The sequence below is a fragment of the Psychrobacillus sp. FSL H8-0487 genome (genome assembly GCF_038008385.1).
In the GTDB taxonomy this organism is placed as follows: domain Bacteria; phylum Bacillota; class Bacilli; order Bacillales_A; family Planococcaceae; genus Psychrobacillus; species Psychrobacillus psychrotolerans.
Genome location: NZ_JBBOZA010000001.1, coordinates 3469707 through 3493276, shown reverse-complemented (window position 1 = coordinate 3493276; position 23570 = coordinate 3469707). Strand labels below are relative to the sequence as shown.

At 36.2% G+C, this 23570-nt stretch carries 26 protein-coding genes; 21 read left to right on the top strand and 5 right to left on the bottom strand.

Annotation, left to right across the window (positions count from 1 at the left end; genetic code table 11):
- Positions 1-9 precede the first annotated feature (9 nt).
- Positions 10-1653 (top strand): beta-N-acetylhexosaminidase, encoded by a 1644-nt coding sequence (nagZ, locus tag MHI47_RS17800; protein ID WP_340763825.1) that lies wholly within the window; start codon positions 10-12, stop codon positions 1651-1653.
- A 4-nt stretch (positions 1654-1657) separates the two neighbouring features.
- Positions 1658-2434: an alpha/beta fold hydrolase gene (locus MHI47_RS17795; protein WP_340831728.1), complete on the top strand. Its 777-nt coding sequence runs from the start codon at positions 1658-1660 to the stop codon at positions 2432-2434.
- An 81-nt stretch (positions 2435-2515) separates the two neighbouring features.
- On the opposite strand, the gene MHI47_RS17790 is transcribed toward MHI47_RS17795, so the two are convergent.
- The gene (locus MHI47_RS17790; protein ID WP_340763822.1) at positions 2516-3223 is read right to left on the bottom strand and encodes a DUF421 domain-containing protein; all 708 of its coding nucleotides are present in this window, start codon (positions 3221-3223) and stop codon (positions 2516-2518) included.
- 144 nt (positions 3224-3367) lie between these two features.
- Here MHI47_RS17790 and MHI47_RS17785 point away from each other — a divergent pair, with 144 nt between their 5' ends.
- Positions 3368-4576: an MFS transporter gene (locus MHI47_RS17785; protein WP_340831727.1), complete on the top strand. Its 1209-nt coding sequence runs from the start codon at positions 3368-3370 to the stop codon at positions 4574-4576.
- Positions 4577-4622: 46 nt separating this feature from the next.
- On the opposite strand, the gene MHI47_RS17780 is transcribed toward MHI47_RS17785, so the two are convergent.
- Complete coding sequence (locus MHI47_RS17780) at positions 4623-5306, bottom strand: histidine kinase (protein ID WP_093537463.1); 684 nt, start codon at positions 5304-5306, stop codon at positions 4623-4625.
- 340 nt (positions 5307-5646) lie between these two features.
- On the opposite strand from MHI47_RS17780, the gene MHI47_RS17775 reads away from it, so the two are divergent.
- The 8 genes from MHI47_RS17775 to brnQ all read left to right on the top strand — a co-directional run bounded on the left by MHI47_RS17775 (position 5647) and on the right by brnQ (position 13186).
- The gene (locus MHI47_RS17775) at positions 5647-8058 is read left to right on the top strand and encodes a Na+/H+ antiporter subunit A (protein ID WP_340763817.1); all 2412 of its coding nucleotides are present in this window, start codon (positions 5647-5649) and stop codon (positions 8056-8058) included.
- Positions 8045-8470 (top strand): Na(+)/H(+) antiporter subunit B, encoded by a 426-nt coding sequence (locus MHI47_RS17770; protein ID WP_093537465.1) that lies wholly within the window; start codon positions 8045-8047, stop codon positions 8468-8470. The genes MHI47_RS17775 and MHI47_RS17770 overlap by 14 nt, the downstream gene beginning before the upstream one ends.
- A 3-nt stretch (positions 8471-8473) precedes the next feature.
- Positions 8474-8812 carry a Na(+)/H(+) antiporter subunit C gene (locus tag MHI47_RS17765; RefSeq protein WP_093537466.1) on the top strand — a complete coding sequence of 113 codons (339 nt, stop codon included), beginning with the start codon at positions 8474-8476 and terminating at the stop codon, positions 8810-8812.
- On the top strand, positions 8805-10289 hold the full coding sequence (locus tag MHI47_RS17760) for a Na+/H+ antiporter subunit D (RefSeq protein ID WP_340831725.1): 1485 nt from the start codon (positions 8805-8807) through the stop codon (positions 10287-10289). The genes MHI47_RS17765 and MHI47_RS17760 overlap by 8 nt, the downstream gene beginning before the upstream one ends.
- A 17-nt stretch (positions 10290-10306) precedes the next feature.
- Positions 10307-10789 (top strand): Na+/H+ antiporter subunit E, encoded by a 483-nt coding sequence (locus MHI47_RS17755; RefSeq protein WP_093537595.1) that lies wholly within the window; start codon positions 10307-10309, stop codon positions 10787-10789.
- On the top strand, positions 10789-11073 hold the full coding sequence (locus MHI47_RS17750; RefSeq protein ID WP_093537468.1) for a Na(+)/H(+) antiporter subunit F1: 285 nt from the start codon (positions 10789-10791) through the stop codon (positions 11071-11073). The genes MHI47_RS17755 and MHI47_RS17750 overlap by 1 nt, the downstream gene beginning before the upstream one ends.
- A complete protein-coding gene (locus tag MHI47_RS17745) occupies positions 11051-11410 on the top strand; it encodes a Na+/H+ antiporter subunit G (protein WP_093537469.1) in 360 nt (119 codons plus the stop codon). The genes MHI47_RS17750 and MHI47_RS17745 overlap by 23 nt, the downstream gene beginning before the upstream one ends.
- A gap of 420 nt (positions 11411-11830) precedes the next feature.
- On the top strand, positions 11831-13186 hold the full coding sequence (brnQ, locus tag MHI47_RS17740; RefSeq protein WP_340831723.1) for a branched-chain amino acid transport system II carrier protein: 1356 nt from the start codon (positions 11831-11833) through the stop codon (positions 13184-13186).
- 254 nt (positions 13187-13440) lie between these two features.
- On the opposite strand, the gene MHI47_RS17735 is transcribed toward brnQ, so the two are convergent.
- Both MHI47_RS17735 and MHI47_RS17730 read right to left on the bottom strand, forming a co-directional pair.
- Positions 13441-14085, bottom strand: a complete 645-nt coding sequence (locus tag MHI47_RS17735; RefSeq protein WP_340770655.1) for a GntR family transcriptional regulator — start codon at positions 14083-14085, stop codon at positions 13441-13443.
- Between the two features lie 87 nt (positions 14086-14172).
- A complete protein-coding gene (locus MHI47_RS17730; protein WP_093537472.1) occupies positions 14173-14799 on the bottom strand; it encodes a YfbR-like 5'-deoxynucleotidase in 627 nt (208 codons plus the stop codon).
- A 263-nt stretch (positions 14800-15062) separates the two neighbouring features.
- On the opposite strand from MHI47_RS17730, the gene MHI47_RS17725 reads away from it, so the two are divergent.
- From MHI47_RS17725 to MHI47_RS17715, 3 genes are all read left to right on the top strand, one after another.
- The gene (locus tag MHI47_RS17725) at positions 15063-15548 is read left to right on the top strand and encodes a TraR/DksA C4-type zinc finger protein (protein WP_340831721.1); all 486 of its coding nucleotides are present in this window, start codon (positions 15063-15065) and stop codon (positions 15546-15548) included.
- Positions 15549-15709: 161 nt separating this feature from the next.
- Entirely contained in the window at positions 15710-16099 is a 390-nt protein-coding gene (locus MHI47_RS17720; protein WP_340831719.1) for a thiol-disulfide oxidoreductase DCC family protein, read from the top strand.
- A gap of 61 nt (positions 16100-16160) precedes the next feature.
- Complete coding sequence (locus MHI47_RS17715; protein WP_340831717.1) at positions 16161-17153, top strand: NAD(P)/FAD-dependent oxidoreductase; 993 nt, start codon at positions 16161-16163, stop codon at positions 17151-17153.
- A gap of 174 nt (positions 17154-17327) precedes the next feature.
- Here MHI47_RS17715 and MHI47_RS17710 read toward each other — a convergent pair whose 3' ends face one another.
- Positions 17328-17702, bottom strand: coding sequence for a nucleotide excision repair endonuclease (locus MHI47_RS17710; protein ID WP_340831715.1), 375 nt, complete (start codon positions 17700-17702; stop codon positions 17328-17330).
- 141 nt (positions 17703-17843) lie between these two features.
- On the opposite strand from MHI47_RS17710, the gene MHI47_RS17705 reads away from it, so the two are divergent.
- The 7 genes from MHI47_RS17705 (at position 17844) to MHI47_RS17675 (ending at position 23457) form a co-directional block, all read left to right on the top strand.
- Positions 17844-18344 (top strand): DinB family protein, encoded by a 501-nt coding sequence (locus MHI47_RS17705; protein WP_340831713.1) that lies wholly within the window; start codon positions 17844-17846, stop codon positions 18342-18344.
- Positions 18345-18371: 27 nt separating this feature from the next.
- Positions 18372-19310 carry a dipeptidase gene (locus MHI47_RS17700; RefSeq protein ID WP_093537478.1) on the top strand — a complete coding sequence of 313 codons (939 nt, stop codon included), beginning with the start codon at positions 18372-18374 and terminating at the stop codon, positions 19308-19310.
- A gap of 154 nt (positions 19311-19464) precedes the next feature.
- Positions 19465-19938 carry a hypothetical protein gene (locus MHI47_RS17695; RefSeq protein ID WP_093537479.1) on the top strand — a complete coding sequence of 158 codons (474 nt, stop codon included), beginning with the start codon at positions 19465-19467 and terminating at the stop codon, positions 19936-19938.
- A 13-nt stretch (positions 19939-19951) separates the two neighbouring features.
- Positions 19952-20329, top strand: coding sequence for a YobA family protein (locus MHI47_RS17690; RefSeq protein ID WP_093537480.1), 378 nt, complete (start codon positions 19952-19954; stop codon positions 20327-20329).
- Positions 20330-20448: 119 nt separating this feature from the next.
- Positions 20449-21621, top strand: coding sequence for an MFS transporter (locus MHI47_RS17685; protein WP_340831711.1), 1173 nt, complete (start codon positions 20449-20451; stop codon positions 21619-21621).
- Positions 21622-21753: 132 nt separating this feature from the next.
- Positions 21754-22794 carry a beta-carotene 15,15'-monooxygenase gene (locus MHI47_RS17680; protein ID WP_340831709.1) on the top strand — a complete coding sequence of 347 codons (1041 nt, stop codon included), beginning with the start codon at positions 21754-21756 and terminating at the stop codon, positions 22792-22794.
- A gap of 57 nt (positions 22795-22851) precedes the next feature.
- Positions 22852-23457: an alpha/beta hydrolase gene (locus MHI47_RS17675; protein WP_340831707.1), complete on the top strand. Its 606-nt coding sequence runs from the start codon at positions 22852-22854 to the stop codon at positions 23455-23457.
- The last annotated feature ends 113 nt before the right edge of the window (positions 23458-23570 follow it).

The following is a 23570-nucleotide window of genomic DNA, read 5'->3' as shown; positions in this document are numbered from 1 at the left end:
GAGGTTTTTATGATGACGAAGAAAGTGTTAATACTTCTTCTGTTCTTTTTGGTAATTGCCGTATTTGTAATGCTTAAAGAATCTAAGGAGGAGAACAAAATTCAAGAGGACGTGTCATTGGAGGTGTCTTCGGATACGGTGTCCATTGTATCCCTATTGTTCGAACTAGCGGAGAAAGGGCAAACGATTAATACGCCTTTTATCATAGGAGAAACCAACATTCAAAAAGTGCGTGAACTCTGGGGAGCCCCAGAGCGGAAAAGTGAGAATGGTAGTGCTATTTATGAAGAATTTTTGTTAAACAATGTAACGGTTGGTCATCAATCCGAGATTGTGTTTGATATACGCTCTAGTTCCACCGAGATACAACAAATACATCTGGAAGATATTATAGCTATTAAAGGTGAGCCTGACGATATTAGAAGCTATAAAGACGATCAAGTAGATCAAACGATACTTATATATAACGTCACTGAAGACTTTCAAATGAAATGGATATTGCCGAAGCCATCGAAAGAAAATCCTAATCCAACTGTTCATCACATTTCCGTATTCACGGAAGTGAAAGAAGATAAAGAAGTCTCTTTATCCGATTTAAGTCTAGAAGAAAAAGTGGGTCAAATGATATTTGCAGGTATAAAAGGGAAAGTCATGACCAATGAAACAGAGAAAATTATATCTACACATCAAGTCGGCGGTATTATTTTGTTCAAGGACAATTTAAAGAAAGCCAATCAATCAGTTACTTTACTAAACGCCATCAAACAAGAAAACTCTAATAATAAAGTGCCATTATTTTTAGGGATTGATGAAGAAGGTGGGAGAATATCGAGGCTGCCAGAGTTAACTAAACTACCAACAAACGAAGAAATTGGATTTCGAAATGACGCATCATTTTCTTATGGCATCGGAAAGCTTTTAGGGAAACAATTAAGTGCATTTGGCTTTAACTTAGATTTTGCACCTGTTCTTGATATAAATAGCAATCCAGAAAATCCTATAATTGGAGACCGTTCCTTTGGCAAAGATGCTCAGAAGGTAAGTGAACTAGGTATACAAACGATGGAAGGTATTCAGAGTGAGCAAGTTATTCCTGTTATAAAGCATTTCCCAGGACATGGGGATACTGCAGTAGATTCTCACAAAGAGCTTCCAATCGTTCAAAAGAGTTTAAAGGATTTACAGGGCTTAGAGTTAATACCTTTTAAAAAAGCTATAAATCAAGGGACAGAAGTTGTAATGACAGGTCATATTTTGCTACCTAAAATTGACCCTACATATCCGGCATCTTTATCTGAGAAGATTATTAAGGGTATTTTGAGGAAACAATTAGGTTACGAGGGGATTATTATCACAGATGATATGACGATGAAAGCAATCGTAAATACATTTGAGATAGGAGAAGCAGCAGTATCCGCAGTTAAAGCTGGAAATGACATTGTGTTAGTAGCCCATGACTATGCAAATGTTATTAAAGCGAAAGATGCAATTCTCCAAGCGGTAAAAACAGGAGAAATTTCCGAACAAAGAATTGATGAAAGTGTGAACAGAATTCTTTCTATAAAAAAGAAATATAATTTGAGTAATACACAACTAGATGGGGTAAACATTCAAGAGTTGAACCAATCGATTAATGAGATACTAGGGAGATGACTTTATGAAGACTACTAATTCGAACATTGCTTATATAGAAGAAGGTCAAGGAGAAGTATTACTATTTATCCATGGGTTTTGTGGAAGCGCTGAATATTGGAATGAAGTAATCCACGAACTTTCTGCTGATTATAGAGTAATTGCTATTGACCTTCCTGGTCATGGAGAATCGAAGAATCATGATGGTGTGCTAGATATTGACCAATATGCATCCGTTATAAAGAGTTTCTTAGAAGAACTGAAAATAGAGAAGGTGACGATGCTTGGCCATTCACTCGGAGGTTATATTACACTGGCATTCGCAGAAAGCTATAGTCAATATTTAAACGGCTTTTCATTGATTCATTCCACAGGTTTTCCGGATTCGGAAGAAGCGAAGAAAGGGAGAACTGCTTCAGCAGGTAAAATAGACAAAGATGGTATCGATCCTTTCATAGATGGTCTGGTTCCGAAGCTGTTTGCCCCAGAAAATGTAGAAACTCATAGACAGTCTCTTACAAAGGTGAAGAAGATTGGCTACGAAACTAGTCCAGAAGGGGCAAAAGACGCACTTAACGCGATGAAAGTAAGGAAGGATCGTACTGAAGTTTTGGCGAATACTAAGTTACCCGTACTATTAATAGCTGGTGAAAGTGATCAACTTATTCCTGCAGACAAGACATTTACAGCAAGTGGCGAAAACTTCAAACATGTAGTTATAAAGGGTGCAGGTCATATGAGTATGTATGAGGCACCAGAAAAGTTGAGTAGTGCCATTCTAAGTTATTTAAATCAAGCGTAATAAAGAGAAACGACAACAAGTGATTATGTCACTTGTTGTCGTTTCTTTTAAAACATTTACTAATGACGTATGAAGATTATTTTATATGCCATTATCTTTTAAGCTAATATACAACGAGCCATTTGTTTGTATCTGTGCATAAAACACGTCACTTACCGAGTCAACCCCATGCTTTTTCAGTTTCTTCATAACCCACTCTTCGGTTAAATCTAATTCTTGTAGATTCTTTTGTACAATTTTGCCGTCCGCTATAATTTCAGAGGGTATGAATAAAGGAAGAGTAAGAGGTACTTTTACATCCTGCTTGGTTGCTCCCTGCTGACCAACCTTTTTCATGACGCTAAGTTGACCGTTTGTTTCGAGGACAGCATAATGTACATCTTGGATAGAAAAAATAGATTGCTCTCTTAGCAGCATTAGTAAATCGTCCGTATGTAAACGTGCTGAGTTTAAAGATTTCACACTAATTTCACCATCTTTTATGATAATGGTAGGTTCATCATCAATCATTGTTCGAATTTTAGGGATTTTCAATGATACATAACTCATTAACCAAGTAAGTAATGTCCACCAAATAAGTGAAATCAACCCATCAAGAAAAGGTGTTTCATGTTGAGAGGCAATCTCTGCGGCAATAGAACCAACTGTTATACCGGTGATATAGTGGAAAAATGTGAGTTGACTCAGTTGTTTCTTTCCTAATATTCTTGCTAATATCAGCAAAGCAATAAAGGAAAGAGTGGATCTCAAAATCATTTCCCAAAAGTTCATCTCGAAAAAGGTATCCATATTTTCTCTTTAACCTCATTTCATGTTCAACTTAGAACTTAGTGTTTCCATGAATTAAGTCGTTATTCCACTCATTATTAATTAATTTGTCAACTTTACGCTATAATAACTTTATTCGTTAATATGAAGAAAGAATGTGAGTGTATGTCTAAAGAGAAACATAAAATGGGCAATCCAGTTTATCCTATAATGTTCGCAATAGGTGTGTGTCATCTATTTAATGATACGTTGCAGGCAGTAATTCCTGCGATGTTTCCTGTATTGGAATTAGAATTAGGGCTTACATTTACCCAATTAGGGCTCATTTCATTCGCATTAAATATTGTTGCCTCACTCCTCCAACCGGTTGTAGGGTACATAAGTGATAAAAAACCGATGCCTTATGCATTGCCACTTGGAATGATGAGCTCCTTTGTTGGAATGGCAGGATTAGCACTAGCGCCACAATATTGGATGATTCTCGTATCGGTCATATTTTTGGGGTTGGGTTCAGCAGTATTTCACCCAGAAGGTTCGCGGGTGTCCTTTATGGCAGCGGGTTCAAAGCGAGGTCTCTCACAATCAATTTATCAAGTGGGGGGGAATTCTGGACAAGCTCTTGCGCCACTTATTAGCGCTTTTATATTAGTACCTTTAGGTCAAAAAGGAGCAGCACTTTTTTTGGTAGTTGCGGCAGTCGGGATATTTCTTTTGTCGAAGATTTCTGCTTGGTATAAAAAACAGTTGGAGGAAGAGAAACTTTCCAACCGAAAGAGAACGCTTCTTTCTTCACTCCCTGCACTAACTAAAAAACAAATTGGTGTGGCTTTGGCGCTTCTTATGGTAATAATTTTTGCGCGATCTTTTTATGTGACCAATATGACCAACTTTTATATTTTCCATTTGATGAAGAACTATGGCATGACCATTAAAGAAGGGCAGTTAATTATCTTTGTTTTCCTTGCATTAGGAGCTGTTGGGACATTATTTGGTGGACCAATGGCAGATCGGATGGGTAGACGCAATGTCATTATATTGTCGATGGCCGTCCCTATTCCATTATGTCTACTACTGCCTTATGTACCTGTTTGGGCAATTATATTATTACTTATTGCGATTGGATTTTTCATCATGCTAAGCTTCTCTGTTACTGTAGTCTACGCACAGGAGCTAGTGCCGAGTAAAATAGGTACGATGGCTGGTTTAACTGTAGGCCTGGCATTTGGTATGGGGGCAATAGGAGCAGTAGTAATTGGTATATTGATGGATTATATAGGCGTTTATACGACGATGATTGTCGTATCTACATTGCCCATAATAGGATTAGTGGCTTTGGCGTTACCGAAGGACCGAAAAATAACGATGTCCAGTTAAAGTGCTTTCTAACAACAATAAAAAGGAAACTCTAAGAGTTTCCTTTTTATCTTGCTTTTAAGCTGCAACTGTCTGGAACTTGAGTTGGGTCAGTAACAAGATTTTCTTGTATATGAACTTGATGCATTTTGTTATTATGCATAAATTTGAAAATGCCATTATCAAAATCAGTTCCAATTTCTTTGAAGAAAATTCCTTCTTGGCACATATTCTTCGCACAAGTGAAAGAAACTTTGTAAGACTCTCCGTCTGTAACCAAATAAGCACGGACTCCTTTTTCGAAGATGCCATCTTCTTCATCTTTAATGTAGCGAGCCACTGAAACCACATGGAAATCAACAAAAGGAATTTCTTTTAATAAGACATTCATGAATGATCCCTTTGTTATTTCTTCCCATCTACTTTGTGCAGTTTGTCCTATTATAATTTGAGTTATATTTAATCCATGAGCAACTTCTTGAATAACTTTTGGTGAAGGACGTTTCTCGTTGTCACGAATGATAAATTCTTCCACTTCTAACTCTTCAGCTAAAGCTTTCCAATGTTCAATATACCCAGATTTCTCAGCATTGAATGCATCATATGGAAGGGGATCAACTGTTAGAATATAGAGTGGACAATCTAACATACTTGCCATCTTATGTCCTCTTCTAATTAGTCGTTCTCCATTTGGTCCGTAGTATACGCAGACAAGTATACTCTCATCCATTCGACCTTTTACGCGTTTCACGGTTGTACACACCTCTTTTTTGTATTCCTATATATATTTTTCGAGTAATTTTATCGGGTTAGATTATATGCTTCAAAACACTAAAAGTGCGTTGTACGTTACATTCATGTATAATTATTAAGTGCATGTATAGTAACATAACTACTTCAATTCTATACATAATATGCTTCAAGTATTTTTACAAGCAAGTTAAATATCCTAAATACTAATGTATTTTGAAGGGTCTCATATGGAATCCTATTATGCTACTAGTTGTTAGGATAGTCAAGCTTATAGTTAGAAAAAGTATTTCCCCCCACACTCAATCCTAATTCTTGCTTAACCAATAGGAGGTTAAAATTTGTTTTCTATAAATTTAGTAATATTAATCCCATTTATCGTGGCCGCACTTCTGCCTTTTACATACAGGCGATTTAAAAAGGCTCACCTTGGATGGTTTGTGTTAATTGTACCTTTTGTTTTATTCGTCATACTTGCTAGGCTAATTCCCTCGGTAGCAAGTGGTAAAACTTATGTCCATACATATGAATGGATTCCCACATTAGATTTCAACTTCACGACGTATTTAGATGGATTAAGTATGATTTTCGCTCTCTTAATTACGGGTGTTGGAAGTTTAGTTATTTTATATTCCATTTTTTATCTTTCATCTAAAGAATCCTTACAACACTTTTATTGTTATTTATTATTATTTATGGGAGCCATGCTTGGAGTTGTCTTTTCTGATAACTTAATGGTGTTATATGTTTTTTGGGAATTAACAAGTGTTTCCTCATTCCTGTTAATCGCTTTTTGGAATCATCGACAAGCATCGAGATACGGTGCACAAAAAGCAATGTTAATCACAGTAAGCGGTGGAATTGCTATGTTAGTTGGATTTATCATGCTACATACAATGACTGGTTCTTTCAGTATTCGAGAAATAATTTCAAGTATAAGTGAGTTTAGTGACCACTCTTTGTTCATACCTGCGATGATTTTAATATTGCTAGGAGCTTTTACGAAATCAGCACAATTTCCTTTCCATATTTGGTTGCCGGATGCCATGGAGGCGCCAACACCCGTTAGTGCTTACTTACACTCGGCTACGATGGTTAAGGCAGGTATATATTTGGTGGCTCGTTTCACACCAGTTTTTGGAGCTGATGAGGTTTGGTTTTGGGTAGTGAGTATAGTCGGGATGATTACTCTATTTTGGGGTTCTTTTAATGCAGTGAAACAAACTGATCTGAAAGCATTACTAGCTTTTTCTACTATTAGTCAGCTAGGACTCATCATGAGTTTGCTTGGTTTAGGTTCAATAGCATTGCAGTTTGGCTATTCGGCGGATTCAGTACTGTACACGCAAGCAACATTTGCTGCTTTATTTCACTTGATAAATCACTCAACCTTTAAGGGTGCATTGTTCATGGTAGTAGGAATTCTCGATCACGAGTTAGGAACAAGGGATGTTCGAAGACTTGGTGGATTAATGACATTAATGCCTTTTACATTTACGGTAGCATTAATAGGAAGTTTGTCGATGGCTGGTTTACCGCCATTTAATGGATTCCTAAGTAAGGAAATGTTCTTTGCGGCAACTGTTCATATTATGAATGTGGATATCTTTGATCTGTCATCTTTTGGAATTATATTCCCAGTTGTAGCTTGGATTGCTAGTGTGTTTACATTTGTATATTGTATGATAATTATTTTTAAAGCATTTCTTGGGAAACCTCAGCCAGAGAAACTGGACAAACCTATTCACGAAGCTCCAATTGGAATGTTAATATCTCCAATGATTCTTGCCGCTTTAGTTATTGGTATATTCCTTTTTCCAAATCTATTAGGTCAATATATATTGCAACCTGCGATGAGTAGTATTTATCCTACTTTTGGAGATTCAGCAGATTTAACTCCAAAAATATCGGCTTGGCATGGAGTAAATCCTGAATTACTCATGACTATTGGAGTTATTATAGTAGGTGCAATTCTCTTTAAATTTCTTAAATTGTGGAAACCAATCTATGGATTGTTTTCTTCGCGATTTACATTTAATGCACTTTATAGTAACTTTTTGGCTTCTGCAGTGAGCAAATCTAATCTCATTACTAATCGATATATGAACGGATTATTACGACATTATTTACTATATATATTCGTATTCTTTATAGTGACCGTAGGTGGTTACTTGTTTTATTCAAGAGCGTTTGCATTCGATATTTCAACAAATGCAGGATTTAGAGTGTATGAAGTATGCTTAGTGGCTATTATGGCGGTTGCTGCAGTATCAATGCTATTTGCAAAATCACGTATGACAGCGACCTTATTGAATGGAGTATTAGGATACTCTATCGCTATCTTTTTTGTTATTTTCCGAGCACCAGATTTAGCTTTAACTCAGTTAGTCGTAGAATCTGTAACTACTGCCTTATTCCTATTAGCTTTTTCTCACTTGCCAGATTGGAAGAAGGAAAAGCTTTCCAAACGTACAAAAGGGATCAATGGAATAATATCTGTGGCAGTGGGCTTAGTAGTTGTTTTAGTAGGATTGTCAGTTGTAGATTTCAATCAATTCGATCCAATTTCAAGTTACTTTGAGAATGCTTATGAACTAGCTGGAGGAGCCAATATTGTAAATGCTATATTGGGAGATTTCCGTGGCTTTGATACAATGCTTGAGGTGGTAGTCCTATTTATAGCAGGTTTAGGTGTGTACTCCATGATAAAGCTTAGAGCAAAAAAGGAGGATGAAAACATTGAAGATCAATGATGTCATACTCCGGACAATTAGTAGGATTGTTGTATTTATCATTTTGACATTTGGTGTGTATTTATTTCTTTCAGGTCATAATACACCCGGTGGCGGATTTATAGGTGGACTAGTGTTAGCAAGTGCCATTGTACTCCTATACTTGTCTACAGATATTGAAACAGTACAGAAGAGTCTTCCGTTAGATTTTAAATATGTTGCAGCAGTTGGTGTATTACTCGCAACAGCCACAGGCTTTGGGTCTATATTATTTGGAGTTCCATTTATGTCCCAAACCTTTGCCTATTTTGATTTACCGATTTTCGGTGTAACAGAACTGACAACGGTGACCATATTTGAAGCAGGTGTAGCTTTAACAGTTGTCGGTGTATTAGTAACGATTATTTTAAGCATAAGTGAGGATGGTGGATAACGAATGGAAACATTAATAATTATGTTAATAGGGATTCTAGTTGCGGTTGCCACATATCTAATCCTCTCCAGAAATATAATTCGGATAATTTTAGGGACAGCTGTGTTTTCACATGCCGTCCATTTGCTCATATTAACAATGGGAGGGTTAAAGCAAGGTAACGTTCCCTTACTGAAGGAAGCAGATGCACCATATGCAGATGCTTTACCACAAGCATTAATATTAACTGCTATCGTGATTAGCTTTGCAGTAACAGCTTTCATACTTGTACTAGCCTACCGTACCTATCAGGATGTGGGTACGGAAGATCTCGATGAATTGAGAGGGGCAAAAAATGAATAATTTAATTGTATTACCGTTGATCATTCCAATTATGGTTGGAATTATTTTAGTGTTTTTAAGACCATATGTGAAATTACAACGTGCAATTAGTTTAATAACGATGATTGGTATTGCTGTGGTAAGTATATTTACTTTAAATAAAATTCAGACAGATGGAATTATTCGACTAGATTTTGCAGGATGGCAACCTCCCTTTGGAATACTATTTGTCGCAGATTCCTTTGCGATGTTACTAGTACTGACGGCGAGTATAGTTACAGCAATCTGTCTAATCCACGCATTTTCTTCTATAGGAGAAAGACATGAAAAAATGTACTTCTATCCATTTGTCTTATTTTTAGTTGCAGGAGTTAATGGTTCGTTTTTAACAGGCGATTTGTTTAACTTATTTGTTTGTTTCGAAGTAATGTTATTAGCTTCATATGTATTAATTACTTTAGGTGGGACCAAGCCTCAGCTAAGAGAATCGATTAAGTATGTAGTGATAAATATTCTAGCTTCATGGTTCTTCTTAGTAGCTCTAGCCTATTTGTATGGTACGGTTGGTACTTTAAATATGGCTCATATATCAGAAAGGGTGGCGGAGGCAGGGCAGGGACCTCTACTTACTACCATTAGTATTTTGTTTTTAATTGTCTTTAGTTTAAAAGCGGGATTATTATTATTCTTTTGGCTCCCTGGATCTTATTCTGTGCCACCGACTGCAGTTGCTGCTTTGTTTGGAGCGTTACTGACAAAGGTGGGGATATATGCACTCTTTCGTACATTCACACTCATCTTCTACCATGACCCATTAATATCCCAAACACTGATTGGGATAATGGCAGGAATTACACTAATTGTGGGATGTATCGGAGCCATTGCTTTTAAGGATGTCCGTTTAATCGTTTCTTATAATGTAGTAATTGCTGTTGGGTTTATACTAATTGGCCTGGCGGTTGGAACGGAAACGTCTATTGCAGGGTCTATTTACTATATAATTCATGACATGATTGCAAAAGCAATGTTATTTTTGCTAGCTGGTACAATGATTTATTTGACTGGAAAGTCTAAAATTGATGAAATGAGTGGACTCATACGAAATTATCCTCTATTTGGATGGATGTTCTTCCTTGTCACTTGTTCATTGGCAGGTATTCCACCGTTAAGTGGGTTTGTGGGTAAGATATTAGTTGGACAAGGTGCTATTGAATCAGGATCTTACGTACTTCTAACGCTAGCATTTCTCTCGAGTATTGTTGTGTTATATTCACTTCTTAGAATTTTCTTAAATACAATATTTGGGGAAACTATTATTAGTCTAGAAGATGAAAAACCAATGAAAATGGGAATGATTATCCCAATCGTTTTGTTGGGAATAGCGACGATTTCTTTAGGTTTAGGAGCAGAGTTTCTATCCGGTTATGTAGCGGATGCAGCTCATACTCTATCTAATCCATCTGTATATATTGATGCAGTAATGGGAGGGGATAAGTAATGGGAGAGGTGAGAAATATGCCTGCACAATTTTTACTAAACCTATTCATTGCATTTTTGTGGACAACGTTACAGGACGAAGATGAACTGAGACTAACGACGTTTTTTAGTGGTTTCATCGTAGGTATCTTCATCATCTTCTTAATGCATCGCTTTTTTGGGACCCAGTTTTATTTGAAGAGATTATTCTCGGTTATTAAGTTAGTTTTCATATTTATATCCGAGTTAGCTCAGTCTAGCTTGTTGATAAGTAAGCAAATATTAAATCCTCGCTGGGATTTAAAGCCAGGGATTTTCACTTATAAGACAGAACTTAAAGGGGACTGGGAAATTACCACGTTAGCAATGTTGTTAACCTTAACTCCAGGATCTGTTGTGATGGAAGTTAACCCAGAAGGAAATATGTTTTATATACATGCAATGGATATAGAGCAGTCTAAAGCGGATGTATTGCGATCGATTACTAAATTTGAAAAAGCAATTATGGAGGTGACCCGCTAATGGTAGAAAAAATACTGTTGATCTCATTAACTCTATTTGCAGTTTCTATTGCAATTGCTCTTTTTCGAATCATTAAAGGTCCTTCTATGCCAGATAGAGCAGTAGCATTGGATATGATTGGTGTAAATTTAATATCGATGATCGCTATTATTTCAATTGTCTTGAAGACTAAGGCTTTTTTAGAGGCCATTCTTATACTTGGTATACTTGCTTTCATAAGTACAATTGCCATTTCTAAGTATATTGAAAGGGGCGCTATCATTGAACATAAGTCAGATAATTGAGTACGTTGCGGTAATTATCATTTTTTTGGGAAGTGTCATGAGTGTAATTAGTGCTTTCGGTATTATACGTCTTCCAGATGTCTATACTCGCTCACATGCAGCTACTAAAAGCTCAACTGTAGCAGTACTATTATCTCTAACTGGTGCCTTTATATACTTTTGGGTTAGCGAGAACTTAATAAGCGTTCGTCTAATACTCGGTATATTATTTGTGTTTTTAACTGCTCCTGTATCAGGGCACTTGCTTACCCGGGCAGCGTATCGATCTAAAGTAAAGTTAACGGAAAATTCTTCTGATGATGCTTTAAAAGAGGTATTGTTCCCTGAGGATAAATAGTAAAAGCTATGCAGTGGGAGAGTTCTCCGATTGCATAGCTTTTTTAGTAAGACAATAGATTTGGAGTTTGAATATTGTGTGTATCTGCCTTAAAAAATATGGTAATTATTGTTAATATTTACGAAGGGAAAGTATTTACATAATCAAGAGTCAAGTGAGCGATTCGTTGATATACAAGGAATCTATAGTCAAAACTCCTCACTAAAAATATGATTACCAAAATAAATTAATTTGTTTAAATAAAATAAATGTTCAATTAATTTTGAGTAATATATTGCATTCTACCAATTTCCATAGTATTATCAACATTGATATATTGCATACTTACGTGATTAGAACAAATCATTTGTATAGCATTCATAACAAAACATCCAGAAAACAAAAGAAATGATTATTTCTTATCACAGGGGGAACAACTAAATGAAAAACAAATTGTCATTTTCTAATCATTTAGTGATTGGAGTTATGCTGTTTGCATTATTTTTTGGAGCAGGGAATTTAATTTTTCCAGCAAGTTTAGGACAAAATGCCGGGACACAAGTTTGGATAGCAATCACTGGGTTTTTACTAACAGGAATTGGGTTGCCATTTTTAGGAACTTTAGCAATGGGGTTTTCGGGAAGTAAAAACTTGCAAGAGCTTTCTAGTAGAGTCCATCCTGTCTTTGCGGTTATCTTCACTTCAATACTATACTTAACAATAGGACCATTCTTTGCTCTACCACGAACAGGTGCTGTTTCATTTGAAATTGGAATTTTACCATTTATGAGTCAAGATAATGCACAAATTGGTTTATTGATATTTACAATTCTTTTCTTCGGACTTACGTTACTACTGTCATTGAATCCAACTAAAATTGTGGACAATGTTGGGAAATATCTTTCTCCAGGAATAATAATAGGATTGTTCTTCTTATTGATATTTGTAATTATTAAGCCAATGGGTAGCTTCGAAGCGCCACAAGGGAATTACGTATCAAATGCATTTATGACCGGGTTTACGGAAGGTTATAATACGATGGATGCATTAGCCTCGTTGGTATTTGGTATTATCGTTATTCAAGCAATTCGATCTATGGGCGTAACATCAACTAAGGGGATTTTAGTTGCCACTGCCAAATCAGGTGGAATTGCCATTTTGTTTTTAGGTTTAATCTATGCTGGCATCGCCTATTTAGGGGCTACTAGTGTGAACGAATATGGTCTATTTGCTAATGGAGGGCCAGTATTAAGCGCTGCATCAGAGCATTACTTTGGCTCATTTGGTGCTATACTTTTATCCGTAATTATTTTCTTAGCTTGTTTAACTACAAGTATCGGGTTAACTACTGCATGTGGTGAATACTTCCACACATTAATGCCTAAGATTAGTTATAAAGCATTTGTTATTTTCTTTAGTATATTTACATGTATTATTGCAAACTTTGGATTATCTAATATTATTACGTATTCTATTCCTGTATTAATGTTATTGTATCCATTAGCAATAGTGCTTATTTTCTTAACTTTCCTATCGCCACTATTTAATCATGCGAGAATTGTATATGTTAGTGTAATGTTCGTCACGTTCTTAATAAGTATTGTAGATGGCTTCAAAGCTCTTTGCGGCTCATTAGACATTGAGTATTATGGATGGCTACAACCAATCGTAGATTTTTACGAGAACGTATTACCGTTTTATAGTGTTGGTTTAGGATGGTTAATACCATTTGTAATAGTAACGCTAGTGACAGGTGTCATCGCAAGGTTTGAAAAAACGGAAGTAAAATCAGTTTAAGCATGATAAAAAGGTGATCAAAAAAGTTGTGAACAACAACTCTTCTGGTCACTTTTTCTGTTTCCAACCGAAAAAAAGGGCTAATGGTTATTTGTGACAAATTCACAAATAACTATTAGCCCTAAAAATTCACCGTAATTATATAGAAACTCCTTTGTTCTAAGCCTTTTGCAAACGTTAGGAATAGATTTGGACAAAAAGAAGTCGGGTGTCTTATTGGTTCACCCGTAATCTATAAGTTTACCTATCTCTTTTTAAAATTCTTCAATAGTATAAATCCAATTTGCGCGCATCACTTCTGCGAGTTCCTGCGTATTTTTGTCGCGGAATGCAGAAATTAGTTTTTCATGTTGGATAACGGAGTATTCTCGCAAAACAATTTTTTCATAATAAAATAATCTGCGAACATGTGCTTGAAGCATTTCTACCATGGAATGTATGTATGGATTATTAGCTGTATCAACTATGAGCTGATGAAACTCTTCATCTACTCTTAGAGCAGTAGTAAATTCTTTCTCTTGGAGAGCATCGGAAAATTGTCTATTTTTTTCTTCTAGTAGACTGAGAACTTCTTCATCCATATGGGGAGTTGCAAGCTCCGCCGCAAGTGCTTGTAAAACTGCCAATGGAGGCAATAGATTATTAATATCTTCTTTTTCAACGGGTGTGACTTGAGTTGCTCTTCCTGGTTGCATGGTAACAAAACCTTGAGACTCTAAAAGTTGTAAGGATTCTCGAATAGGCGTTCTACTAACTCCCAAAGCTTGTGCAAGTTCAATATCATTAAGCTTTTCATCTGGTTGTAATGTTCCGTCGATAATCCATTGTTGTAACTGGTTAAAAGCGTGTAACTTAGCAGTTGTACGAACAGGTTTAGTGTGATTAACAGGAATAGGCATGAAAAGATTCCCCCCCTTCAATTGTCTTAATAGTTCCAAAATAGTATACAACAAATTATACAATATATCGTATAAAAATGGAAAAAATTATTCTACAAGTAATTGTACAGTAATAGATTTTACATCAATGACTGACTTTTCCTTCATAATGTCCTGCATAATTACCTCTTTAAAATAACTGATACTAGTTTCTAACGGGATATGGAGAATTTTTCTTAAGGCAGTTTCGTACATATTCACAAATTCAATATCCGTGTTTCCTCGTTGTAATTCAGCAAAAGCTTCATATACTTGATCTAATTTGTCTGCTAATTCAAGTAAACGACCCTCAATAGTTTCGTCTTTTCCTTCTTTCATGCGGTCAAAAAATATGGGTTGAAATTCTTTTGGAATCTCATCCATTATGAACTTCTCCATCATTTTTTCTTCTACATGCGATAACATTTGTTTAAGTTCGGGAGACGCGTGCTTCACAGGTGTTTTAATATCTCCGATGAAAATTTCAGCAAAATCGTGATTAATCGTCTTTTCATAAAGGGATTTCCAATTAATCGTTGCACCATTATTTTCTTCTAGTGTCGCAAAAAACATAGCGTATTGTGAAACTTTCCATGAATGCGCAGCTACATTATGCTCTTCAAATTTAAAACGTCCAGGACATCGTATAATTCTTTCTAAATCATTCATGCTCATAAAAAATTTATGTATACCCATTAACAATCACTCCCTTAATATTAATCATACTGGAAAAACAAAAAATACCATACTAAAACACTCTGAATTGAAGGGGAAAAATCACTTAGCATTAGATTCCTGAATCCAACTATTTGATTATATAGACGAAAAGCTCTTTTCTAAACGTCCAACAGAAAATTTAATAGTTGTTAAATGTTGTTTTCGGATTAAATAGAAGCAGGTAAGTTGTTTTATTTCACTGATTTTTGGGTAATCCTTAAATAACCCAAGGAGGAATTTAAATGACAAAATACGATAAATTAAAAAATACATTGGAAAAACGTTTTAAAGAATTAGAACATCAAAAGCAAAATGAGGAAGAATTCGAGACTACTGAGTTATCCAATTATGATAACCATCCAGCGGATAATGCGACAGATTTAACTGATCAGCATACTCGACTGGCATTAAATAGACACTTCGATGAAGAAATGGTAGATATTGAAAAGGCCTTGGCAGCTATCGAGGAAGGTACTTACGGGAAATGTACAGAGTGTGGTGAAGAAATCCCGCTTGCTCGTTTAGAAGCTGTTCCTACAGCTCTGACATGTGTAGAGCATGCTCATCAACAGGTCAATGAAGATATTCGACCAGTAGAAGAATCACTCTTAAATTCGACTACGGATCAACCGGTAGAAGATGAAGACGATAGACTTCGTGATTATTCTAACAGCTTTGAGATACTAGAAGAAGTTGGTTCTTCTGATACGCCACAAGACAAGCAATGAATAGAGGTGTCCTATTAGTTCCTTCTGGACTTTAGGGCATCTTTTTTTGTCTAGAGAGGAAAACGTATAGCGTGAAATTTTACTTAATATGTGTAATTTAGAAACCGATTAAGCGCTTTTCAGAGGTCATTATAGTACACTAGGGGAAAGGAGGGAATCCTATGGCAGCTATCGTTTTGTTTGATGGAGAATGCAATTTTTGTGATGCGAGTGTCCAGTTTATTATTAAACGAGATCCGAAGGGCTATTTTCAATTTGCAGCTCAGCAAAGTGATATTGGGGAAACGCTTAAACATCAATATAAAGTACCTAATAGTATGGATAGTATATTAGTTATTGACCAACATAAGGTGTATTATTCTTCAGATGCTGCACTTCATATTAGCAAACATTTAAATGGACTTTGGAGCTATTTATATATGCTAAAGGTAACTCCTAAACCTCTTCGTGATGTAGCATATAAATTTATAGCCAAAAATCGTTATGCGTGGTTTGGGAAAAAAGATAGCTGTATGACTCCACCTCCCGAGATAAGAAATCGTTTTTTATAGTAATTAATGCTTTATGGTATGCAACAAATAATATATATAAATAGGTATGAGGTGAAATGACATGGATGGCGAATTATACGATGTAACGATTATTGGTGGAGGTCCCACAGGTCTGTTTGCTTCCTTCTATGGTGGGTTACGTGACTTAAAAGTAAAGATTATTGATAGTCTCCCACAACTAGGTGGACAATTGATGGAGCTCTATCCTGATAAATATATATATGATATTGGTGGTCTTCCGAAAATTTTAGCAAAAGATTTAGTGGCTAATTTAGAAGAGCAGGCGGCCTATAGTAATCCAACGATTTGCTTAGAGGAAACAGCAATAGCACTAGAAAAATTACCGGATTATTTTGCGCTAACTACGGATAAGAATGTGCATTATTCTAAGACGATTTTATTAACTTCAGGAATTGGCTCTTTCCAACCACGTAAGTTAAATGTTCCAGGTGCTGCTGATTATGAAGGCAAAAACCTTCATTATAAAGTGAGAAGCTTGGAGGAATTTAGAGATTCTGATGTTCTTGTATTGGGTGGAGGAGATTCTGCACTCGACTGGTCATTAATGTTGGAAGAGGTTGCTTCGAGTGTGACTATTTGTCATCGTAAAGAGCAATTTACTGCTCACGAGATGACCATTCAACAACTCCAAAACTCTACGGTCAAGATAAAAACACCTTATGGCATAAAAGAGGTAATAGGTGATGGGGAAAAAGTTAATGAAGTCGTGATTGTTGGCAAAGACAAAATCGAGGAAATAATCTCCGTAGACCACGTTCTAGTGAATTACGGAAATGTTGCATCCCTCGGCCCCTTAAAAGAATGGGGTTTAGAGATGGAAAAAAATTCAGTAGTAGTCAATGGAAAAATGGAAACTAGTGTAGAAGGTATATACGCAGCTGGCGATGTGTCCACACATGATGGGAAAGTAAAGCTGATTGCTGTAGGATTTGGTGAGGTTCCAATTGCTATCAGCCATATTAAAGCTTTCATTGATCCAAAAGCACGCGTTCAGCCGAAGCACAGCACAAGTATCTTTGAAGAAGTAAAGTAGAAAAGAGCAAACGCCTATGTATTGGAAGTCAGTCTAGGTTCGCGACATCGTGTCGCAACGACAAGACTGACCCACATTCTGTGGGCCCTGAAGCGACTCGAGGGGCTAGGTGCTGGAGCTAGACAAATAAAAAAATCCCATGTTCTCTTCAATAGAAGAACATGGGATTTCATCTTATCTAAAAAACGCTTTATCGATATTGTATTTCGCTTTTTGAGTATTGATTGCATATGTTTCGTAAATTTCGCGATCCATTGCCTCTTCTACGATACAAACACTAATTTTGTACACTTCATCACGATGTTTAATCATTGGCGAGACATTATCTTCGAAATGTTTTTTAATACGCTGTCTAATTTTACGAGCCTTACCTACGAATAAAAGTTCATTATTCTTATTGTAGAAAAAGAAAATGCCACCTTTATCACGAGGGATTTGATGAAAGTCGATAAATCCATGAATTGCTGGAATTTCTAGTTCGCCCTCTTTTAGTACTTGTTCACGTTGTGTGATTGTTACAGTTGGTTTTGGTAATTCAATTTTGATCATTCGCTCACGTCCTCTTATTGTCTATCCTTAAGTATATCAGAACTACACTGCAATATCTATTGGAAAGGTATTTTACCTACAGCAGGATAATTTTAAACTAATGACGAAATAAATTACATCATATAATTTGGAGGAATGGTCATGATTAGAAATCTAGAAGACTTTGTAATGGATTGGCAGCATGAAAGTGATTCTACCCTGAAAATTTTGGAAGCACTGACAGATGAGTCGTTACAACAAAGAGTAAATGAAGACGGTCGGACACTTGGGAAAATTGCATGGCATCTCGTTACAAGTATCGATGAAATGATCGGCAGAACAGGATTACAGTTTTCGGCAACTCCACATGAAACTCCTCAACCTTCCACGGTGAAGGAAATGTCGGATGCCTACAGAAAGTCTAGAGATTCTATCGTAATGCCGATGAAGGAACAATGGACGGATGAGAGCCTGTTAGTAGAAAAAGATATGTACGGGGAGCAATGGACCATTGCGACCGTATTGCAAACTTTGATCCAACACCAAATTCATCACCGTGGGCAGATGACGATATTAATGCGACAAGCGGGATTAACGGTGCCGGGAATGTACGGACCATCGAAAGACGAATGGTTAGCATTTGGTGAAGAAGCACCGGAATGATAGAAGTTCGAGATTTAGGAGGATGAAATGAAAGTTTATGATTTACATTGTGATGTGCTGTATAAATTAGCGAAAGCAGAGGGTCCTATGTCATTTGTTGACTCCCCCAAACTACAAGCTAGTAAAAAAAATTTAGAAGCTGGGGAAATAGCTCTTCAAGTTTTTGCTGTATTTGTCTCTGAAGGCTTTCCTAAGGAACAACTATTCCTGGAGGCAATTCGTCAAATTGAATTTTTCCACACGGAAATTGTAGGAAAGCATGACAACATCATTCCAATATATGAGTGGGAACAACTTAAAACATTAAAGGATGGACAGATTGGGGCCGTGTTATCTCTAGAAGGATTAGATATGATAGGTGGGGACCTCTATAAGCTAAAACTACTCTTGTCCCATGGAGTGAAGTTAGTAGGTCTTACTTGGAACGGAGCAAACAAAGTAGCAGATGGTTCTTTCGAAGAATCGGGTACAGGATTAACACCATTTGGAGAAGAGGTCCTGTCTTTGTTGAACGAGCAAAAAGTAATTGTGGATGTCTCCCATTTGAGCGAACAATCTTTTTGGGATGTTCTTCCTAAAGCAAAATGGTTGATGGCAAGTCATTCTAATAGCAGGACTCTATGTGATTCAGCCAGAAATTTAAACGACAAACAGATAAATGCACTTATTGCCAGAAATAGTCCAATCCATGTGGTGTATTACCCACCTTTTATAAATGGTGCAGAAAAGTCAGTAGTAGGGTTAGAGGACTTAGTAAAACATATTGAACATATTGTTTCACTAGGTGGTAAGCATTTGATAGGATTAGGTTCTGATTTTGACGGGATCAGTGAAGTTATTTTAGGATTAGAGGATGCATCCAAAACACAAAATTTAGTTATGAAGTTATTAGAAACCTATACAACAGAGGAAGTTGTAGGAATCACATCACAGAATTTCGAACGATTTGTGATGGGCATTAGTTAGGAGGTATAAATTTGGGGAGTTTACCCGATTGGTTTTTTGCAGTAGTGATTGGAGTTGTTATTTGTTTCGTTATTTTAGCAGAATGGTGGACGCGAAGAGGGTAAAGAGTGTGCTATACTAGGTAAATGAAAAAACGTATAGAAAGAGGAATCGCATGTTAACATTTGAAGAAAAAGAATTAATTATCCAAGAATTTTCGGAGCTAGTTCGTAAAGAAGTATCGATGAAACGAGTAAATTATCATTACGAAAAGAGCTTATATGAAAAAACAACAGTTGTTTATCATCTCCATCCGAATGGAAATGGCTTTGTTTATGTAGGAGATCTTCCTCAATATGAAGAAGCTGATGACAAAGGATTGTTGAATATTCGTGAAGCTTCTGCTGATGAACTTAGAGCAATTATTAAAGATTCGATTGCTTATCTTTCAACAGAGGAAGAAGAGCTGCAAGATGAAGAAATAGAAGAAGTGTGGAAAAACAAAGAAGATTCTACACTAACATTATTACAAGAAGATACACTATGGAATATCTATCATGGATATAACTTAGAAGAAAGCTTTGGTTCATACAGCGAAGCAAAAACTTATCTATTAGCAGAAGGCTTCCGCCTAGACAGCAAAAGATAAGGAGGTTCCTACTATGAGAGGGAAATATACGGTAGGAATATTAATAGCCATTCTATTAACAGCGATTGGTGCTAGCTTTTATTTTATCATGCAATTTTTTGAAGATAATCCAAATCAACCTCAACAACCGACAAGTTTTACAGAGGGAATTATTATCGATATGCAAGATACTTCTGTTTTAGTAATTAGTGGTTTATCAGTTGACGATGCAAAAATTATGTCGGTAGAAGAGGCATTAGAAGCTGGTAAAGATGCTATATGGTTTTCTTTGGCGATGGATCAGCGTAGTCGACTAAAGTTACATGATGAAGTGAGGGTTGGATATACTACTCTCAACGAATCATATCCTGCTAAAGGGACTGCAAGAACGATTGAAAAGTTAAATGAGTAAATAAAACAAGGCTATCTTCCACCAGTTTTTCTTGGTGTAAGGTAGCTTTGTTGTTTATGAGAATAAATCATGTTAATCTATTCCTTATGTATTAGTATGATGGAAGAAAGAGGGATAGGATGACGAAAGAACAACGAAAGAAATTATTTATATTAATGATTAATATGTTTATAGCTATTGCAAGTTTTGGAATTGTTATTCCTATTTTGCCAGCCTATTTAAAATCTATCGATCAAGGTGGGATAGCAGCTGGTCTAATGATTTCTATATTTGCTGGAGCGCAACTTATTATGTCTCCGATTGCAGGTAAATGGGCTGATAAGTACGGAAGAAGAATTATGATTATAGCAGGTTTAAGCGGACTAGCATTGTCGATGTTTGTGTTTTATTTCTCGGATTCTATCGGAGTTTTATATGTTTCGCGTGCAATTGGTGGAGTTGGAGCTGCGTTATTGGTGCCTGCTATTTTTGCATATGTAGCGGATATCACCACTATGGAACAACGTGCTAAAGGAAATAGTTTAATATCTGCGGCCATGTCCTTAGGTATAGTAGTGGGACCTGGGATTGGTGGGTTTTTAGCGGAATTCGGCTTAAAAATGCCGCTTCTAATTTCTGCGCTAGTTGGAGTTGTTGCGGTAATCTTTTCTACCTTATTACTGAAAGAAAGTAAACCAGCGGATGTAGTAACACCAGATGGTAAATCTGAAACTATGGTAAAAGAGATTGCTCAATCATTTAAAAAGCCTTACTTCATCCCACTTGTTATTACATTAGTGATGAGCTTTGGACTACTTGCTTATGAATCGGTGCTAGGACTGTTTGTTGATGATCAGTTTGCTGCCTCACCACAGGATATTGCGTGGATGATCACAGCCACTGGAATAGTAAGTGTAATAATTCAAGTATTCGTGGTGGATAAAGTTGTTAGACGTTTCGGTGAAGCAAATGTGTTAAGAATTTTTCTAGGCGTAGCAGCATTTGGCTTCCTTCTGTCTATTCTAATTTCTAGCTATGCATTTTTCTTTGTCATTACGATGATTATTTTCTTGTCCACTTCGATTCTGCGTCCTGTGCTGACAACCTTAATCTCTAAATTAGCTGGAAATGAGCAAGGATTTGCGATGGGTATGAACAATGCGTATATGAGTATAGGGAATGTTCTGGGACCATTGCTTGCTGGGGCATTATATGATGTGAATATTATTTATCCATTCGTGTTAGGACTTATTGTACTAGTAATTACAACGATTGGTTCTATTATTTGGAAGGGTCCAAAGAAAATAGCTTAAGAGAAGCTGCTCCTAAAATGAGGGAGCAGCTTTTTTGTCGTTAAAATGTGCCATTATTTAGAATATTGATATAGATTTCCAGGTGAAAAGAAATATATAATTTAAGAAAGGATATATAAGGGAGGGGATTTTATGGTTTATCGTAAAAACAAATACGCAAACATGGCCGTTGCTTTACTTTTCCTAGTTCTTTCCAGCAATTTTCTTATTTATCAGTCCACAGTTCTAGACTTTTTCTCTATACAACTAAATACTGGAGCTGTAGTAGGATCACTAATTGATTTAGCCATTATCGTGCCACTTTTAATGTTTGTAGCTTTTAAATTATCTATCAAGCAAACTATTGGAATAATGGTAGCAGGATTAGTTATAGCAAGATTACTCATACCTAACGAATTGTTCACTCCGTTTACTGGAATACTATATGCTGGTATCACAATTGAGATACTCTTAATAGTCGCAGAAATAGCCTTAATCTTTTTAGTCATTTGGAAAATACCCAAGATTCGATTGCAGATGAAACAAATGAATGAGAAAGCATTGTACAGTTTACTTCCTGCAGTTGAAAAAGTAGTGACTAAAAATATATTAATTCGGGTTCTCATGTCGGAGCTTTTAATGCTATATTATGCGTTTTTTACGTGGAAGAAGAAAGCCCCTCAACACGAAGGTGTTGTAACAATGCATAAAAAAAACAGTGCAGTAGCCTTCCACTTGATGTTGATCCATGGAATTGTAATCGAGACAATAGGGCTCCATTGGTGGTTACATGATAAATCTATCGTTCTTTCAATAATATTATTAACCTTAAATATATACTCAGTACTTTTTTTTATGGCAGAAATTCAAATTATGAAATTACACCCGTTGGAAGTGAAAAATGGGAATCTATATATCTCTAAAGGGCTTAGCACTAGAATTATTGTCCCGCTTAATCTGATACATGAAGTTGAGTGGGGAGCAAAAGTTCCAAATAAGCATACAGTACAGTTTGTTTATAAAGAATTTGAGACTGTTGAGCCAGATGCCATTATTCACCTGAGCAATCCTATTGAGACAACTATGTTCATGGGTATGAAGAAAAGCATTTCGGAATTTGCTATTAGGATTGATGAACCAGAGCAACTAAAATTAATCCTCTCGAATCGAGACGATCCTAATAGTTTGACCTAGAAATAAGCATCCGTTATAATTATCTCAAATTCAAGATAATTGAGAGGGAGTTATAATATGAACCATATATTTTATAAAGGGGAAGATTCCTCTAGACCGACACTTTTACTTTTACACGGGACAGGTGGAAATGAGCATGATTTAGTAGGTTTAGGTAAAGAAATAGATGCAGCTGCGAGTATTTTAAGTGTCCGTGGAAATGTATTGGAGAATGGCATGCCCCGATTTTTTAAACGCTTAGCAGAGGGGGTCTTTGATCTAGAGGATCTTCAGCTTAGAACGGAAGAGTTAAAACGTTTCATCAATGATGCAGCTGTAAAATATGAAATAGATCGAGATAATATAGTAGCGATTGGTTATTCGAATGGCGCTAATATTGCAGCAAATCTTTTATTTGAATTTGAAAATGTATTAAAAGGTGCTATTCTTCATCATCCAATGGTTCCTAGACGAGGTGTAGAAATCCCAGAAATGCAAAAAACACCAGTATTCATCGGTGCTGGTAAGAATGATCATATGTGTCCAGCCACAGAGTCAGAGGATCTACGGGACTTATTGCAAGGAGTAGGAGCAGAGGTAGAATTATACTGGCATGCCTATGGTCATCAATTAACACAAGATGAAGTGCAAGCGGCGAAACGCTGGTACCAGTCGAAATTCTAATAAATAAAGCCATGCAGAAAGTATTGTTCTGTTTGGCCTTTTTTATGGTTAAAAGAGAAGATATATTAATAATAAAAGATGACTGTTACCCGTAATCATCTCTAGTCAGGTGT